A 16,530-nucleotide genomic window follows, 5' to 3' on the forward strand; every position below is an offset into this window, starting at 1 on the left:
CCGGTTCCTTCTTCGGAGGCACCGGGTCACCGCCCCTCGAAGTCGCGGTGGATCTGTGAGGGCATCGCCTGCTGGGCACCCTGGTATTTGCCGTCGTACAGGACGATGTCGCCCTGGACCGTCCAGAACGTGACCTGCCCGATCCTCAAGTTCGGGTAGACCCTCACCGGCTGTACCGCGTGCAGTTGCATCGTGAGGTGGTTGTGCGAGCCGATGTCGATCAGGTCGGCGGTCACATGGACGAACAGGCCGAGGCGTGCCACGGAGGAGCGGGCGCGGATGATCGGCACGAAGTGGTCGCTGCCGATGCGCTCCGCGGTGGCGGCGAGGTAGATCCGCTCCGGGGCGAGGACCATGCCCTCGGGCGGGATGGTGTGGATCTCGAACGCGTTGTCCCGGGCACAGTCGAGACGCTGCTCGCTGTACCAGCCGACCGTATCGCCGAGGTGGAAGTCGTAGCTGTTGGGGCTCAGCAGGGCGGGGTCGAACGGATCGATGTCGATCTCTCCGCTCTTGACCCGGAGGTCGATCTCGGGTCCGGTGAGGATCACGCCGCGCTCTCCTCTCGCAGCGGTACGCCGGCCAGAGCCCGAGGTGAGCAGGCCGTCGGGTCGCTGAGTGAGCCGTAGTGGCCGCGGTAGGGCATCGACGCTCCGACCGTGTCCCAGAAGGAGACCTGGCCGACGCGCATCCCTGGGTAGACGGTCAGCGGCTGGACCACGGTGATCTCCAAAGTCCACTGGTGGAGCGAGCCGAGCTGCTGAAGGTCGGCGGAGATCTGAAGGAAGCACCCGAGGCGTCCCAGCGAGGACCGGCCGATGAGGGTCGCCACGTAGCGAGCGCTGCCGATCTGCTCGGCCGTGACTCCGAGGTAGACCGTGCCCGGCTGCAACTCGTACCCGCCGACCGGGATGCGGATGGTCGCCAGCTCCGTCTCCTGACGGGGGTCGGCCGGGCCGCCGACAGCGACCTTCAATGTCGGACCGAGTCGGTAGTTGTAGCTGTTGGGGTTGAGCAGGCCCGGATCGAAGGGGTCGATGGTGATGTCCCCGCGCTCCACGGCCTGCCGGACGGCGGATCCGGTGAGAATCACCGAGCACCTCCGGAACTCGCGTGGCCGACATAGCCCTGCTTGAGCAGGCGCCGCTGTTCGGCGGGCACCTTGTCCTGACCACGTCCCAGCGGCATCCGACCGTGGGCGTAGCGCCACTGGTCGAAGACGAGCAACTGCCGCGGAGCCAGCCGGACAGTGATGCGATGCTCGTAGGTGGCACCGACGAGGCGGTCGAACGCCTCGGTGATACAGGGGACGGTGCTGCTGTCGGCCTCGACGAGTTCACCGCGCCGCAGGTGGGGGAGCATCTTGCTCGTGAAGCGGATCGGTGTGCCGGCATCGGTCCGCTCGGGGAGGACAGCGAAGCGGGGCAGGCTCCCGCCGACACCGTGCACGCCCTCGTCGGCCCAGTAGGAGAACACAGGGCGGCTGAGCAGCCTCCGGTCAGCGGTGCTCAGGTCGCCGGCGGCGGCCCACAGATCGGACAGGGCCGACGCTCCCCCCACTCGGGGATCGTCGCGGACGCAGTAGAGGGCGATGTAGCGCGGACTCAACTCGCGGTCCACCAGGTCGACGTGCAGCCGGTTCTCGCCGACGCCGTGGGTGCGCGCGGGGTCGGCGTCGAGGCGGACCTTCAGGTCGCTCCAGCAGCCGTCGTCCGGGTACACGCTCAGCACCGGGCCCAGCGTGGACATCAGCCCGAGGCCGAGTTCCAGGTTGCGGCGGTGGTCGGTGCCTTCGGGGAAGGAGACCAACGCGGCTCCGGCGCCCTCGCCGGTGAGCCGGGCCGCGAACTCGCGCGGAGCGGTTGGGCCGTGCAAGAGGTCGTTGCCTTGCAGGGTCAACACGTCGCTCATCAGGACTCCTTAACGAGATCGGTGAGGATGCCGCGCAGCGTGCGCGGCGGGTCGACAGGCCGGGCGACCAGACCCAGCCGTTCCGCGAGGTAGCTCGTGGTCGCCACGGTGCGCGCATCGCCCACACCGCTGGCCGAGGAGTATGTGACGGGCTCTTCGCCGAGCAGACGCAGCCGTTCCTCAACCGCTTCCGTGAGGTGCTCGCCGTCCAGGAGAACGAGGTCGGCGTCGAAGGGAGCGCAGCTCGTGAGCGCCTGGCGGGTGACGCTCTGCGGCAGCCCCTCACGCAGGGTCCACAGGCTGAAGACGAAAGCGTCGGCGCCGGCGGTGGCCTGGGCTCGCTGAGCCAGAAGGCGGGCGACATCTCCGCGATCCGGGAGGGACGCAGGCAGGGTGCCGACCGGTGCAGCACCCCAGTCCGCGTACCGGGCCAGCGCTTCCTCCAGCCCGTCCCGAACCACTGGCTCGATGATGGTCGGGAAGGTCTCGATGGTGAACCGGTGATGTCCGTGCCCCGGGTCGAGATCGAGGCGCAGCAGTCCTTGTCCGATTTCTGGGGCCTTGAGAACCTGCCGGCCGCCCGACGCCCAGTGGTACCAGGCGCTGTGGCAGTGCCCGGAGACGACCAAGGGCAGCGGCCAGCGAGCCTCCTGATCGGTGACGTCCACAACGAAGCCGCTGTGGCTGACGCCGATGACTATGTCGGCACCCGCTGCCTGGAGCCGGTCGCGCTCGGCCGCGATCAGGCCCGCGGTCGGGTCCACGAAGGAGAACCCGGCACGCTCATGGGCAGGAACGGCGTCGTACGCCTGCCGGCCCAGGTAGCCCACCATCCCCACCCTGGGCCCGGACCCCGGGAGCAGCAGGCCGCTTTCCCATCGGCCGGCGAATGCCCGGGGCGGCCGAAGGTTCGCGCACACCACCGGTGGAAACCGGGCGGGGTTTTCCAGGCGCATCAAGTCGGCGAAGTCGTGGTTACCCGGCACGAGCGCGTCGTACAGCTCGGCGAGCAGCCGCTCCTCCACCCTCCCTTGCGAGAACTCGTGGAAGGCGGTGCCGCCGAAGAAATCCCCGGCGTCCACGATCCGTGCACCGCGGGCGCGGTGCTCGCGCACAGCGGCCAGCAGGGCACGTCCCCCGGGCACGCCGGAGTGGAAATCGGCCGTGACCACCAGCGGCGCGGTGTTCATCGGTGCCTCTCGATGGACACCACGCGCAGCGCCTCGGGGGCCTTCGGCCAGAATTCGGAGCGCGAGATGCCGTCGACTTCGCGCAGCCGCAGCCCGCCCGCTTTCTCGCCGGCCGCCTGGTACTGATCCAGCGTCCGGCTCGGCACAACCACAAGCCCACGTTCCACTTTCGGCGTGGCCGCGAAGACGTGCCGGGTGAGCGCTGCCGACAACTCCCAGTCGAAGGGCATGATCGCCAGGAGCACAGCGCCGACGTCGAGACCTTCGTGCAGGTCCACCTCGCGCACGTCCGAGATGCTCACTCGGGCCAGCGGACCGAAGCGGCGCAGCGCCCCCTGAAGGATTTCTCCGAGCCGCCTGTCCTTCTCCACCGCCCAGATCCGGCAGCCGGCCTCCGCCACGGTGCCGGACAGCGTGCCCAAGCCCGCCCCTACCTCCAGGACCTGGCCTTGGTATGGCAGCTCGGCGGACTCCAGGAGCCGGAGCGCCGCCTCCTTCGACCGTAGGAAGTGCTGGCCGAGATCGGAACGAGCGTCGAACCCTGCCTGCGCCAGAAGGTCGGCGGAGGCCGGAGTGACTAACGGGGGCGGCGAATCAGCCCGTTCGTGGGGTTGTCGCGTCATGGGCGCAGACGTCCCTTCGAGGTTCTGGGGTGTGGCAGTCACTGAGGTCGCTCCCATCGGGCGGGGGGACGCTCCAGCCGTGGCGGAGGCTGGGGCAGCTACATGGCGCCAGCAGGCCGCCGGCCGGGCCACGCCCGGCGGTCGGTAGGCAGCCATTTCGGACAGGGTGCGGAGCCGAGGCGAGGAATTCACTACGCCTGTTCATCGTCTGATCCGCAGGACGGCGGGTCATTGCCGCTCGGCTTTGCGCGCATTGCGGGCAACTCGCAATGTCGGCAGCACACCTCGGAGGCGCACTGCCCACGGACCGGGTCCTCGGATACCGTGACGCGCAGTCAGCCTCATTGCCGGGGGTGAACGAATGATCACGGTCAGTCGATCGCGTCGCGCCGTAATCAAGAAGACCGCCGCCGAGATCCGAGCACGGTGTTTGCACAGCGGACGAGGAGTCGAGCAGACGGCTGCCGCAATCTGCGCTGAACTGCCCGAAGTGCGCTCGCTGGAGGCATGGCGTCTGGCCCTCGGCTGGCCCCGCTCGCGCACCGTCGAGCGAGTCGGCGCGCTGTACCAGTCCCGTGGGCTGCTGCCGCCGGGCCTGTCGGAGTCGATGCTCTGCCGGTGGGAGCATCGGCCCTACGAGCGCCCCAGCCAGGAGTACGTCGAAGCGCTGTGCAGCGTGTACCAGGCACCGCCCGCATCGCTCGGACTCGACCGTGCCGCCGAACGCGACCGGGCTGATGGGGACCAGGGCAGTGGATACAGTGCTTTTGGGCCTGAAGCGTTCGTGCTGCCCGCACGGGAAAGCATGGTGACCATGACGACCTCTGCCGGTCTGCCAGCCGTCCGGGACTCGCTCCACCTCGCGCTGCTCGCCGACCCCGCGGGCAGCACTGCGGTGGTCGACCTCACCGAGGCCGCGGTCGAGCACTACGCCCTCGGCTACAGCAAGCACCCGCCGCACATACTGTTCACCGAAGTGCACGGCGCGCGCACCCTGCTCATGCACGCCCTCACCAACGGCACGGCTGTACCGGCACCCATTGAGGCCGAACTGCGCCGGGGCATCGGATGGCTCTCCGCCCTGCTGGGCAACCTCGCCTTCCATCTCGGTGACGCCACCGGGGCACGTGCCCACCTCGCCACCGCCGTCACCTATGGCGACCGCGTGGGTGACGCCCGCCTGGCGGCTTGGGGATGGAGTGCCCAGGCGATGGTCGCGCGTGCCGCCGGCGAGCACATCGTGGCCCTGACTCATGCCGAGCGGGCAGCGGCTTGCGCACCGTCCGGCCTGCCACGCGCTCAAGCACACGCCTGGGCACGGCTTCCGTCCCTCGCCGAACTTGGGCGCGAACGGGAGGCCGACGCGGCCGTGGCGATGGCCACCCGAGAACTGGAGTCCGACGCTCGTGGATGGGCCCCCGGACGGTTCGGTTACGACGCCGCCGAACACGCCCTCCACGAAGCGGAGGCCCATCGCGCCCTTCGGCGTACGGAGCGCGCGATGGCTTGCGCCGAACAGTCGCTGAACGCTGCCACGCCCGGTACGCCGGGATGGGCCGCCGCGTCCCTGCTCATGGCCCAGGCCGAGGCTGCCACCGCGCCGTCCGATGCGGCACAGCGTGCAGACCAGGTGCTGACGCGAATTCCCGCCGCACGGCTGCGCTCCACCTCGCGCGCGCGCCTCACGCAGCTCGCGTCCACCCTCGCCGGAGTCGATGCCGCCGGAGTTACTGATCTGCGCGAGCGCGTACGCGCCATGCCGCCGTCCATCGACGCACACGGCGGAGCCGCGAGCGCCTGACACGGCGGTACCACGGCTGATCAGCCCGGGAAGCAGCACCTGGTGCATCGCGACCAAGGCCGTAGACCGGGCAGTGTCATTGGTCATCGTTGTTCTTCCTTTTCCGGGAGGCGCCACCCCGTCCACGGAGCGGTACGCCGCGGTCGGACAGCAGCCTGTGGACGAATCCGTAGCTGCGGCCGGTGAGTTCGGCGATGTCGCGTATGGAGCCACCGCCTTCGTAGACGGGCTGGATCTTTGCCCCTGCTGTCTCCCGCTGCTCGGGCGTGAGCCGGCTACGGGGCTTCAATTTGGGAAGGTCGTACTCGTTGCTCTCAGGCACTTGCGGACTGCTCCTTGCTAGTCGTTGACAGAGTGGGGTCAGGGGGTGGGAGGCGGATCCGGGCCAGCGGAAGGCCGCGACAACGGCGCAACGCGAGCTATACCGGGGGAGGATGAGGCTTTACGGCGTGCTGCCGCCGGTTTCAAGGCTGTGCAGCGCCGTGTCGAGTCGGCCGACGTCTCGGGGGCTGTGCAGGGTCGCGTACAGCTCGCGGGATGCGGTGAACAACTCCCCTGCCTGGCCGAGTCGATGGTCATACCGGGCGGCTTCGCCGAGCCATTCGAGGATGCGCGCCCGCCAGTGATGGGATCCCGTTGCGGCGAACTCCTCTGCGGCCTGCTGCAGGCAGATCTCACCGGTCTCGATACGACCGTCACGCACATTCGTCCGGCCGAGCAGGGCCAGAGCGCGGGCGCCGTCGTACGCGTCGCGGATCTCAAGGAGGATGGTGCGCGCCTTTTCCAGGTGGTCCAGGGCCTGCAGCAGATCACCCTGGTCGGCAAAGGCTTCGGCCAGCCGGATCCGCGTCAGCCCCGTTCCCCGGTCATAGCCGATCTCCTCACGAATGCTCAGGGCCTCCAGCAAGGGGGGAACAGCCTGTTGTGCACGACCGGCCTGCTGGTGACAGGCCCCGATCCCATCAAGGGCCTGGGCTTCGTCCCTGCGGTGACCGTTCTGGCGGGCGTTGGCCCAGGCCAGCTCGTACTGGATGAGGGCCCGGTCGTACTCGGCGGCGCTGCGCAGGCCGCCGCCGAGGGTGGTGAGCATTCTGCGCACGACGCGGGGATCGCCGTCCCGCTCGGCGGCGGGCAGGCCGTACTCCTCGTGGACGCTGATCCAGTCCTCCGTGTGACGTCCGCGCAGAAATAGCGGCCACATCGCGTCCGTGATCTGCCATGTCAGGTCGTACCAGCCGGCGGCGAACGCCGTGTGCACGGCCGACAGCAACTCGCTGCGTCGGTGCTCCAGCCAGGCCAGCACCTGCCGGTCGGACATGCCGTCGAACAGGGCCCTCCCGTGAAGGACGTAGCGGGGGCTGCGGCGGAGCGACCGGTGGCTGGGGGCCAGCCGCTCCTCCGCCTGGGTCGCGGCGAGCAGATACCACTCAACCCAACGGCGCCGTGCCTCCTGCTGGGCTGAGGGGGGATCACTGTCGGCTTCACGCCGGGCGAGGTCAGCCACCACGTCGTGGAAGGAGCACTCCAGTGCCGTGCGTGCCTGACGCTGGTCGTCGGGGCGCCGGTCCTGGACCAGCTCGGCCGACAGGAGCTGTTCCAGCAGCCGGGTCGCTTCGGTGTGATCGATGTCGCGGACGGCCGCCACCACGTCCGGGTCGAAGGTGTGTGCGGGGAGGGCACCGAGCAGCCGGAAGGTGCTCGCCACGTCCGCGCTGAGGGCTTGATAGGTCTGCTGAAGGCTGTCCACGACGGCTCCTTCGTCTTTGTCCTGGTCGTGGGGGACGGACGGGGCAGAGGCGGGGTGCAGTGCTGGCGCGAGCTGGGTCAGTGTCGTTCGGGGCTGCAGTACGGACCGGGCGGCGGCAGTCCGCAGGGCCAAGGGATTGCGGGCGCACATACGGGTGATCCGAGTGGCCGCCGCGATGTCGCCGTCGCTGATCGCCAGGCCGGAGCAGCGCGTCAGCAGCTCGATCGCGGCGTTCTCCGGCAGGGGCAGCAAGTTGTGGAGTGCGGCGCCGTCAACAACGAGGTCCGCAAGGGGATGGCGACTGGTCACCACGATCAAGGAGCCGGGCCTTGCGGGCAGGAGCGGCCGGATTTGGTCGGCGTCGCGGGCGTTGTCAGCGAGGACAGTGACATGACGCTCGGCCGTCGCCGACCTCCACCAGGCGGACAGCTCTTCCACGTCGGAGGGGAGCGTGCCGTATCCGAAAGCCCGCAGAAACCGGCTCAGGACCTCGACGGGCCGCAGCGGAACCCCGCCGGGGTGTCCGCGCAGGTCGACGTAAAGCTGGGCGGAGCCGGCGGCGGCCCCCAGACTTCTCAGCAGCCGGATGGCCAGAGCGCTTTTACCGATGCCGCCGGGCCCGCTGATGGCCACACAGTGGATCCCCTCACCTTCGCCGCAGCATGCTTGTATCAGCTGGTGCAGATCGTCCTCGCGGTCCACCCACACCTGGGGTGTGGCGGGAAGCTCGCGCGGAGTGGGCGGGAGGACCTGTGCCCCGTGGAAGTGAACTGCCTGGACGGTGCCGGCTTGGATGCTCGGCCCGTAGGCCACGCCATCCACCAGCTCGTTGTGGACCACGTTGGCAGCCGGGCCCACGCCCGAGCGGGGAGTGGCGCTCACAGGGCGCGCTCCAGTTGTCGGAGTCGGTCTGCATCGGCGGGGCGGATGACTGCGTACAGCTCCGCGGCCTCGCGGTAGCACTGCCGGGCGGTTGCGGGGTCCAGCCGGTCGCGGTGGGCGCTGCCGAGCAGCTCCAGGACGCGCGCGAGCCACCGGGTGCTGCCGGCGGCCCGGCAAACGTCGGCGGCGTCTTCCATCTCTCCGATGCCGGTTTCGATGTCACCGGTAAGGACGCGAGCGTGGCCGTGGAGGGCGAGTGCGCAGGTGGCGTCGTACGAGTCCTCGGCGCCGAGCAGGATGCCGCGGGCGTCCGTCAGCATCGCTTGTGCTCGGCGGGGGTCGTCGGTGAGGACGATTTCTCCGAGCAGGATGGTGGCCAGAGCGACCCCTCGCGGGTAGCCGCACCGCTCCCACAGGTCAGTGGCCTCCTGCAGGTACGGCTCGGCTTGCTGCGCACGGCCGGCTTCGTGGTGGCAGGCTCCGAGGCCGAACAGCGCCTGCCCCTCGTCGCGGATATCACCTGCCTTCCGGGCGGCTACCAGTGCCTCGATGAACCAGGCGAGGGCTTCGTCCAGCCGACCCGCCGTTTTCAGACCGATGGCACCGGAATTGAGCATCTGCCGCACTGCGGCGGGGTTGTTCGCGCGGCGGGCTGAAGCGAGGCCGATCTCGTGGGCCTCGGCCCATAGCGCGTAGGGATGCCGCCGCAGGAAGAGAGGCCAGAAGGCATCGACCAGCCGCCAGACGATCTCGTCCCATCTGCGCTCCTGCGCCATCCGCAGCACTCCGGGCAGGCTGCGCTCGTGTCTCTCCAGCCAGGCCATCGCCCCTGCGTCGTCCTCGAAGGGAACGCGGACCGCCGGTACGAGCGCGTCCGGCTGCTGGAGAGCGGCCTGCGCGCGGGTGAGCCGCACCTGCGCAAGCTGGGCGATGGACAGCATCCACTCGGCCAGGCGGCGCAGGACGCGGCTTCGGACCACCGGCCCGTCGTGGCGAAGGGCGAGCAGGCGGGCGTGCTCGTGCGCTGTGGCAGAAAGGCGGTACCGCTCGGTGAAGTTGGCGACGGGAGGGAGTAACTCCAGCATCCGCTCATCGGCAAGCATTTCGAGCAGCCACTGCGCCTCCCCCCACGTCATCCGGCAGGCAGCGGTGATCAAGTCAGGGTCGACGACGTCGACCGGGAGTAAGCCCAAGCTCCGGTAGACCCTTTGGGCGCGGGCCTCCAGTCCTGCATAGCTTTCGTCCAGTCCAGCGGTGGTGGCCATTCCTGCAAGGTCCTTATCTTCGGAGTGGGCATCATCGGAGTGACGGGCGGGAAGTTGGCGACGCCCGCGAGGGTGTGCTGGGGGTGGGAGGCCAGCAGGACGCCGACCAGGACGAGCGGCTACGGGTGGTGCGCACGCACGCGGCCAGCCGGACGGCGGCGCCAGGTTCGGCGGCGAGGCGCTCCTTGCCCGCGAAGCGGGACTGCAGGTCGACTGGAGCTGCGGGGCCCAGGGGCCCGATCCGGTGGAGGCTCGCTCCATCGGTGAGGTGAGCGGTCATCGGACGTACCCGGTATCCAGGACGAGCGCGTCGTCACGAGGCACCCCGGCCGCAACCGGTGGGGCCGCGAGCCTGAGCGCGGCCAGGACAAGGGCGAACAGCGAGAACGCCTGGGGGAAGTTACCGACCTGCCGCTGGTGGTGCGAATCCCACTCCTCGGCGAGCAGGCCGAGGTCGTTGCGCAGGCCCAACAGCTTGTCGAACAGCCGGTCAGCCTCGTCTAGACGGCCGATCATCACCAACGCCTCGACCATCCAGAAGCTGCAGGCCAGGAATGCTCCCTCATCGCCGAGCAGACCATCGACGCCGGCGCTGCTGCCCGCGGTCGGGTAGCGCAGAACGAAGCCGTCCTCGGTGGACAACTCGCGCTGGATCGCCTCGATGGTGCCGATGACGCGCTTGTCGGTTGGCGGCAGGAAACCCGTCTGCGGAATCAGCAGCAGGCTGGCGTCCAGCTCACTGGACCCATAGGACTGGGTGAAGGTGTTGCGCTCCGTGTCGTATCCGTTCTCGCACACGTCCCGGTGAATCTCGGCGCGCAGATCCGTCAGGTGTTCCAGGGGTCCGGCAGCGTCGCCGGACTCGATGAGTTGGACCAAGCGGTCCACCGCCACCCACGCCATGACCTTGGAGTGCACAAAGTGACGGCGCGGACCGCGCACCTCCCAGATCCCGTCGTCCGGATCCCGCCACACCTTCTCCAGGTGACGCAGCAGCTCCAACTGGAGCTGGTGCGCGTCGTCGTGGAAGTCCAAGCCGGTGAGGTGGCCCAGGTGAAGGGTGTCGATGACCTCGCCGTAGACGTCGATCTGGAGTTGTCCGGCGGCTGCGTTGCCCACCCTCACCGGGCGGGAGTCCGCGTAGCCAGGGAGGTCGATCTCCCGCTCGGGGAGGTCGCGTTGCCCGGTGATGCTGTACATGATTTGGAGCTGTTGCGGGTCGCCGGCAACCGCCCGCAGCAGCCACTCGCGCCAGGCGCCGGCCTCCTCTCGGTATCCGGTGCGCAGGAAGCAGGCGAGGGTAATCGCGGCGTCCCGTAGCCAGCCGAAGCGGTAGTCCCAGTTCCTCTCGCCGCCCACCTCTTCGGGCAGCGAGGTGGTGGGAGCGGCGACAACAGCTCCGGTGGAGGCGTAGGTCAGCGCCTTCAAAGTGACCAGGGCGCGAATGACCGCTTCGGTGTGCTGTCCGGTGTAGGTGCACCGGCTCGCCCAGCCGGTCCAGTAGGCGTCAGCGTCGGCCAGGGCCTGGTGCGGGTCAGGTGCTGGCGGCGCGGGGAGGTGGGAGTGCTGCCAGGTCAGGGCGAACTCGGCTGTCTCGCCCTCCCGGATGGTGAAGTCAGCACGTGTGGTGCCGTCGGGAGCGTCAAAGGTCTCTACGGAGCTGTCCGACCAGACCGCGTCGGGCCCTGCAACCGCCAGGCCACGGGCCAGGCCGAAGGGCCGCTGAAATCGTGTACGACGTGGGATGACCTGCCCGTAGCCGAAGACCAGCCGCATCGTCGAGGACATCTCGACCGTGCCGCGGACGCCTCGGACGATCCGGATCAACTGCGGCACGCCCGGGGCTTCCGCCGGGCGAGGCGGCATGAACTCCGTAATCCGAACCGTGCCCGTGCTCGTAACCCACTCGGTTTCCAGGATGACTGTGTCACCGCGATAGCGCCGGGAGCGCGGGAGAGCCTGGCCGACCGGCGCAATCCGCCACATCCCATGGGCGTCGGTACCGAGGAGGCCGGAGAACACCGAGGGAGAGTCGAAGGTCGGCAGGCACAGCCAGTCGACCGAGCCGTCTCGGTGCACCAAGGCTGCAGTCTGCATGTCTCCGATGAACGCGTAGTCCTCTATACGGCGGTCCATGGATTTCCAATCGGGTGCGGCCACGGCGGTGTGGCGTGACGAACGAACTTGGGGCACTGCTCGGCGGACAAGGCGGTAGTCACCGGTTCACCGCTGCCGTTGGTGCGGTGATCGGGCTAGATGGGCGAGCGCAACCGAGCGGGCCAGGCGCCTCACGGTGCGTTCGCTATCCGAGCTGCTGCCGTCGACCCGGAGGATGTGCTCGTGGAGCAGCCGGTCCAGGACCTGATCCGGATCGACATGCGGGTGCTCGATGAGGCTGGCGCGGTAGGCGGTCAGCGCTTCGCGGCGGGCCGGCCACCCGGCGGTGAGGGCCGCCCCGCCGGGTATCGACCGCAGGACTTCGAACTGACCCTGCGGGTCGGCCACCCGGACGGCTTCCTTCTGTACCGGCCGGGGCAGTGTGCCGGATGCCGGGGCTGACACCGGGCGGTCGGCCAGCCAGCGCATGCCCCCGGGGATGCTGCCCGTGAAGGCGACGCTGATCGCGATGAGGTTGGCGGCGCTGAGCACTCGTGGGTCGAGTCCTGCAGGGTGCCTTACCTGCTCTAGGACCGCGCGTGAGTCGCTGGCGAAGACCTCCTCTGCCACCCGGAGCAGGGCCCCAGTGCCCCATTGCGTGTCGGGGCAGTAGGCGACGATCTCGATGTCCTCGCCCCGGACCACCCGCTGCACGGCCAAGCGCTGGGCAAGAGAGCTGACGCGGTGTACGGCTTTGGCGAATTTGTCGGCTTCGGCCAGTTCAAGGTGCAGCCGAAGGTGATCTTCCTGGGGGGCGAACCACCAGAGAGGGTCCTGCCCGTCGTTGCTGAATTCGGCCAGCAGCTCGGGTAAGTAGTGTGCTACGAAATCGTGCTGACGCTGGCGGCGGGCGGGCAAACGGATGGACAGCCAGGATGAGTCCCCGGGCATCTGTGCTGTGCCGGGGAGTACGGGGGCTGCTTCCGGCAGGTGCGACCCGATCGGCCACGGGTCCGCGGGTTGTACTGCGCGGAGCAGCGCGACGACCTCGTGAGGGTGGCCGTTGAGCCATCCGTACACCTCCGGCCCGGCAGCCTCGATGAGAGTGATCGGTCCTACGTGCGGTCGTTCGAGGTGCGAACGTAGTACGGCGCGGTGGCCGGACTGGTCGAGGTCCAGCCGCAGCCGCTGGTCGAAGTACGTCAGCAGAACCAGGGCCGGTATCCGAAGGCGCGCGCGTAGGGCGGCCAAGGCATCGTTCCACTCCTGCGTGGACGCGGCCCGGTCCGGGAGCCCGGTGTGGTCCAGAAGCCACCGTGCCGGGGAGAGTACGGTCCGCCGGTAGCGGACGCGTGGCAGGAACGGCAGGCCGGCGGCGGCTCCCCAGTCGAACCCGGTGACCACGGCAGCCCGGCCCCGCGCGATCTCGGACAGGAACCGGACCAGCGTCGGAGTGTGAAATTCGAGCTGAAGCGGGTGGAACGCGGCGGCCTCCAGCCGCTGGCCGTAGGAGTGGGACATCAGGAACAGGCGGTCGTCATCAGCGCCGACAACGAGGTCGTCCAGCGAGATCACCCCAGGCCCAGGAGCACGGTGCTCACCGACGCTGATCAGGGCCGGCAGGAGCTGAGGGGTACGGGTGATGTGCGTGGCGCTCGGCGCGAGCGCTGGAAAAGCGAGCTGAACAGGCAGGGCGTCCAGCTCGCTGGTGGGCAGGTTTCCCAGCGCAGCCGGAACTCCATCGCGTCCCGAGGGATCGAGCAGCGCGGCGAAACGGCCGCCGCTCATGGTGCCGAAACCGCGCGTGACGCTCCCCACAACGATCTCGAACTCGCCCTCCGACAGGGCAGTCTGGCTGGCGGCCCTGACCTCGAACGCCATCTCCAGATGGGCCGGAGCCCGCATCTCCTCGGCGTCGCCGGTCGTCAGCTCCCGGATCAACTGCTCGTCGAGGACAATCTCGTCCCAGCCGTCCAAGGCCGCCAGCTCCACCAAGGACAGCAGCCGCCCGTCGCGCGCTGAAAGAGGCGGCACGGGCACCGGACCGGTCCCGAGATAGCCCTGGGGATACCCCAGCCCGACGTCCGGATCCAGCAGGTCCAGCACTGGCACCAGCGCGTGTTGCCCGTACCGACTCAGAAACCGCCGGTGGTAGTCCCGCCAGGCACCAGGACCGTACGGGTGAGGAGAGACGCGGGTGAGCACCGCAGCCGCTGCTTCGGTTTCCCGAGCGACCTTGCGCGGCAGCACTACGTCGCAGTCCAGACGGACATCGACTGCCAGCGCCCTGTCCGCAGCGCTCAGCTCCGACATCCGCCGGACCAGTACCTTCCGCAGCGCAGCGCTGAGGACTGCGGGGAGGCGGTTGTGCTTGCCCATGAGCTGGCGGACTTCGCGCAGCGCGGCGATGGTCGATGCGGCCACCGCCTCACTGGCGGCGTCGGACCTTTCCAGCTCCGCCACGATGTAGCCCAGGGCGTCGATCGCGGTGCTGGGCGGTTGCAGGCTGCTGAGCAGGACCCGGCACTCGATGAGCTGGTCAAGCAGCGCGTGGGCCGCCGGACCGTCGATGGAGAACCCGGCCCGAACCTTGGCCACCAAGTCCCGGTAGGACACCGGGCTCTTCGCCAGGACGGTCACAGCGCGGACTTCCGGCGTGAAGAGCAGTGACACCTCATCGATCCCAGTCGAGGTGCTATCGAGGTCGCGCGGGCGCCACGGAACGACAATGCGGCCCCCACGCACCATCACCGTGTTGTTGGTGACCATCGCCAGGCGGTGCCTTATCTCCGGCACCGCCTCCAACTGAGCGACCACGTCTGCGATCCAAGCGCCGCCCGCGCGCGCCACCGCGCGGTGGTTGGCGCCCCAGCGCGCAGTCACCGCAGGGGAGAAGGACGCCGGAGCCACCCCAGCGAACAGCCCGAATGGCGTGGGCCGACTGGTAAGCCGCAGTACGTAAGCGCCGAGCCGCAGCACCATACGAACGGCGTGCGGGACGAGGATGGTGGCGGGGTCGAGATGGTCGAGGTCATGGCTGAGATCGGGGCTCGCGTGCCGCACTGCATCTGCCACTGCGGGGATCGCCCACACCTCATGCAGCCACGCGCACCAGCGCTGAACGCCCGCCGGCCTACGGTCTTCCAGGTCCGGCCACGCCGGTATCTTCACCGTGCTGTGCGGAGCGGCGCGAAGCAGAGCATCCTCGTCACACTCGAACCGCAAGTGTCCGACGGCGGAAACGGCGTTTCGGGCGGCGCTGTCGTAGCCGAGCAGGTCCCGCATGCCGTTGTCGGTCCCCTCGACGCGCACCCTACGAATCTTCAGGTCGATGCGGTCAGCGTCGGAGCCGGAGGCGGCTGGCAAGCTGGAGACGGTGACTTGGCCGTGCGAGGACCGGAGCGCGATCACGCCGCCTCCTGGTCTCGGTTGCTGTTCGTCACCAAGACGAAGGCTCTTGCCGGAGCTTCCCGGCGTACAGCGTGCTGTTCTGCGACGGTGAGTGATGCTCCTAATGCCAGCCGGCCCTCCGCAGCCGTGAAACCGGCGGAATCGTCTTGGCTCGGATAGTCGGCCGGGCCGCGGATTCCGTAGAACTCGTGCCGGGCATGGCGGGGAAGGCAGGCCGGCAGCGGCTCACCCCACTCGACCGCGTAGCCACCCACCGGTTCCGTCGCCACAGTGAGCCGGACGTCGGGGAAGCCGTGCAGCCCACTCAGTACGGCAGCAATGGCCTCGCCCACGGGGACGCTGTTGACGCTCAGGGTTCCCCCTCGCCGTCGGCCGCCGACGGGAATAGCAAGGAGCGGTGCACGGAAGACCCGAATGGCGATTGCTCCGGCCAGCAATTCCGGGTCCAGGAGACTGTTCGCCATGTGCTCGTAGTCATAGGCAACGTGAGCAGGCAGGACGGAGATCGTCAGGGGCGCGTGATGCTGCTGCCGGGTGCCGGCCGCCTCCCAGCTCATGACTCGTCCTTTATGAGCCCGGCCATCGACATCTGCTCGACCAATTCCTCCGTGCCCCAAGCAAGGGCACGCAGGCGGCTCAGTTCTCCGACGGCATCTCTCCGTCGGCCCCTGTGGGTGAGCCGCTGCATGAGGGTCCGTTCACGAGCGATCGGTCCCGGCTCCGAGAGGAGGGGAACGGCGTACTCGACGGTGCGGGCGATCACCGGGGGGAGCTGTTCCGGCGGCGTAGTGTGACCGATGTTGACCAGATTGGCCAAGGTCTTTCGGAGCCGCTCTGCGGTCCGCTCCAGCTCGGCAGGATCCGTACCGGCATGAGCCGTCTGCGCCGCGTTGAGGTCATCGAAGATGTCGTCCAGCACCAGCGGAGCCCACTCGTCGAGACCGTCGAGAAAACGCCGGAGTTCTGCAGCCTCCAACGGAGGAGTCCACCTAGGAACATCAACAACATGCTGTTGACCAGGGGTGATCAGTGACATGGCTAGCTCCGAAAATGGGGGATGGGACAGGCGATGGAGCGCGCGGACGCTCAGCGCGAGGAGTTGCCCCTGTAAGTGCGGGCCACCTTCTGCAAGGCGTGCGTCAAGGCTGTGGCCTCCAGGAGGGGGAGCATTGCCGGGCTGGAGCCGAGCCACGGCGGAGTGTCCCAGCGCGTGTTCGATGACGGCGGCAGCGTCAGCAGCGCATCAGGGCCGGATACCACCCGAACGAAGTCCACGTCCGCGAGAGCCTGTCCAGTCCCCAATTCAACGAGGAACGTCACCTTTTCCAGGCCCCGAACGCAGGGAACTCGTACGTCAGCCCGTTCGATGACGACCAGAGCGTCGAGCCCCAGCTCGTGCGGCACACTCACCAGGTCGAAGCTGGTGCACGGTGTACGGAGAACCATGTTGGGATCGGCGTTGAGCAGCCGGTCCACCTCCTCCGCCCGGACGGGTTCACCTTCAGCGAGGAGACGCCAGCCCAGCACACTCTCGTAGGCGCGCAGCACGGCGGATCGCTCGCTTGTCCACGGCGGCCAAAATTCTCCGTTGGTCTCTCGGGAT

General features: G+C 68.8%; 14 protein-coding genes. 1 reads left to right on the forward strand and 13 read right to left on the reverse strand.

The features are described 5' to 3' along the window. Positions 1-26 precede the first annotated feature (26 nt). The 5 genes from ACFO3J_RS30535 to ACFO3J_RS30555 are packed head-to-tail and all read right to left on the reverse strand — an operon-like array spanning position 27 to position 3,724. Positions 27-551, reverse strand: a complete 525-nt coding sequence (locus ACFO3J_RS30535; protein ID WP_386436303.1) for a dCTP deaminase — start codon at positions 549-551, stop codon at positions 27-29. Beyond that, on the reverse strand, positions 548-1,093 hold the full coding sequence (locus ACFO3J_RS30540) for a dCTP deaminase (protein ID WP_386436306.1): 546 nt from the start codon (positions 1,091-1,093) through the stop codon (positions 548-550). Before ACFO3J_RS30540 ends, ACFO3J_RS30535 begins: the two co-directional genes overlap by 4 nt. Beyond that, the gene (locus tag ACFO3J_RS30545; protein WP_386436309.1) at positions 1,090-1,911 is read right to left on the reverse strand and encodes a TauD/TfdA family dioxygenase; all 822 of its coding nucleotides are present in this window, start codon (positions 1,909-1,911) and stop codon (positions 1,090-1,092) included. Before ACFO3J_RS30545 ends, ACFO3J_RS30540 begins: the two co-directional genes overlap by 4 nt. Then, a complete protein-coding gene (locus ACFO3J_RS30550; protein WP_386436312.1) occupies positions 1,911-3,101 on the reverse strand; it encodes a metallophosphoesterase in 1,191 nt (396 codons plus the stop codon). The genes ACFO3J_RS30545 and ACFO3J_RS30550 overlap by 1 nt, the downstream gene beginning before the upstream one ends. After that, a complete protein-coding gene (locus ACFO3J_RS30555; RefSeq protein WP_386436315.1) occupies positions 3,098-3,724 on the reverse strand; it encodes an rRNA adenine N-6-methyltransferase family protein in 627 nt (208 codons plus the stop codon). The genes ACFO3J_RS30550 and ACFO3J_RS30555 overlap by 4 nt, the downstream gene beginning before the upstream one ends. A 361-nt stretch (positions 3,725-4,085) precedes the next feature. Between ACFO3J_RS30555 and ACFO3J_RS30560 the strand changes: the two genes are divergently transcribed. Beyond that, positions 4,086-5,525 (forward strand): Twin-arginine translocation pathway signal, encoded by a 1,440-nt coding sequence (locus ACFO3J_RS30560; RefSeq protein ID WP_386436317.1) that lies wholly within the window; start codon positions 4,086-4,088, stop codon positions 5,523-5,525. A 76-nt stretch (positions 5,526-5,601) separates the two neighbouring features. On the opposite strand, the gene ACFO3J_RS30565 is transcribed toward ACFO3J_RS30560, so the two are convergent. The 8 genes from ACFO3J_RS30565 to ACFO3J_RS30600 form a co-directional block, all read right to left on the reverse strand. Beyond that, the gene (locus tag ACFO3J_RS30565) at positions 5,602-5,847 is read right to left on the reverse strand and encodes a helix-turn-helix domain-containing protein (protein ID WP_386436320.1); all 246 of its coding nucleotides are present in this window, start codon (positions 5,845-5,847) and stop codon (positions 5,602-5,604) included. Between the two features lie 120 nt (positions 5,848-5,967). Then, on the reverse strand, positions 5,968-8,154 hold the full coding sequence (locus tag ACFO3J_RS30570; RefSeq protein ID WP_386436322.1) for a regulator: 2,187 nt from the start codon (positions 8,152-8,154) through the stop codon (positions 5,968-5,970). Further along, complete coding sequence (locus tag ACFO3J_RS30575) at positions 8,151-9,419, reverse strand: tetratricopeptide repeat protein (RefSeq protein WP_386436325.1); 1,269 nt, start codon at positions 9,417-9,419, stop codon at positions 8,151-8,153. The genes ACFO3J_RS30570 and ACFO3J_RS30575 overlap by 4 nt, the downstream gene beginning before the upstream one ends. A 276-nt stretch (positions 9,420-9,695) precedes the next feature. After that, positions 9,696-11,555: a glycoside hydrolase family 15 protein gene (locus ACFO3J_RS30580; RefSeq protein ID WP_386436417.1), complete on the reverse strand. Its 1,860-nt coding sequence runs from the start codon at positions 11,553-11,555 to the stop codon at positions 9,696-9,698. Between the two features lie 87 nt (positions 11,556-11,642). Next, entirely contained in the window at positions 11,643-14,927 is a 3,285-nt protein-coding gene (locus ACFO3J_RS30585; protein ID WP_386436328.1) for a lantibiotic dehydratase, read from the reverse strand. Beyond that, the gene (locus ACFO3J_RS30590) at positions 14,924-15,484 is read right to left on the reverse strand and encodes a DUF6302 family protein (RefSeq protein ID WP_386436331.1); all 561 of its coding nucleotides are present in this window, start codon (positions 15,482-15,484) and stop codon (positions 14,924-14,926) included. The genes ACFO3J_RS30585 and ACFO3J_RS30590 overlap by 4 nt, the downstream gene beginning before the upstream one ends. After that, entirely contained in the window at positions 15,481-15,963 is a 483-nt protein-coding gene (locus ACFO3J_RS30595; protein ID WP_386436334.1) for a hypothetical protein, read from the reverse strand. Before ACFO3J_RS30595 ends, ACFO3J_RS30590 begins: the two co-directional genes overlap by 4 nt. A gap of 50 nt (positions 15,964-16,013) precedes the next feature. Further along, on the reverse strand, positions 16,014-16,475 hold the full coding sequence (locus ACFO3J_RS30600) for a hypothetical protein (protein ID WP_386436337.1): 462 nt from the start codon (positions 16,473-16,475) through the stop codon (positions 16,014-16,016). Positions 16,476-16,530: the final 55 nt, after the last annotated feature.

This window comes from Streptomyces polygonati (assembly GCF_042650325.1).
In the GTDB taxonomy this organism is placed as follows: Bacteria; Actinomycetota; Actinomycetes; order Streptomycetales; family Streptomycetaceae; genus Actinacidiphila; species Actinacidiphila polygonati.

What these genes read in the sequence shown, in the direction of transcription:
- ACFO3J_RS30560 (WP_386436317.1), top strand. Translation starts at nt 4,086, where the DNA reads ATGATCACGGTCAGTCGATCGCGTCGCGCCGTAATCAAGAAGACCGCC.
- ACFO3J_RS30550 (WP_386436312.1), bottom strand. Translation starts at nt 3,101, where the DNA reads ATGAACACCGCGCCGCTGGTGGTCACGGCCGATTTCCACTCCGGCGTG.
- ACFO3J_RS30580 (WP_386436417.1), bottom strand. Translation starts at nt 11,555, where the DNA reads ATGGACCGCCGTATAGAGGACTACGCGTTCATCGGAGACATGCAGACT.
- ACFO3J_RS30555 (WP_386436315.1), bottom strand. Translation starts at nt 3,724, where the DNA reads ATGACGCGACAACCCCACGAACGGGCTGATTCGCCGCCCCCGTTAGTC.
- ACFO3J_RS30575 (WP_386436325.1), bottom strand. Translation starts at nt 9,419, where the DNA reads ATGGCCACCACCGCTGGACTGGACGAAAGCTATGCAGGACTGGAGGCC.
- ACFO3J_RS30595 (WP_386436334.1), bottom strand. Translation starts at nt 15,963, where the DNA reads ATGTCACTGATCACCCCTGGTCAACAGCATGTTGTTGATGTTCCTAGG.
- ACFO3J_RS30545 (WP_386436309.1), bottom strand. Translation starts at nt 1,911, where the DNA reads ATGAGCGACGTGTTGACCCTGCAAGGCAACGACCTCTTGCACGGCCCA.
- ACFO3J_RS30590 (WP_386436331.1), bottom strand. Translation starts at nt 15,484, where the DNA reads ATGAGCTGGGAGGCGGCCGGCACCCGGCAGCAGCATCACGCGCCCCTG.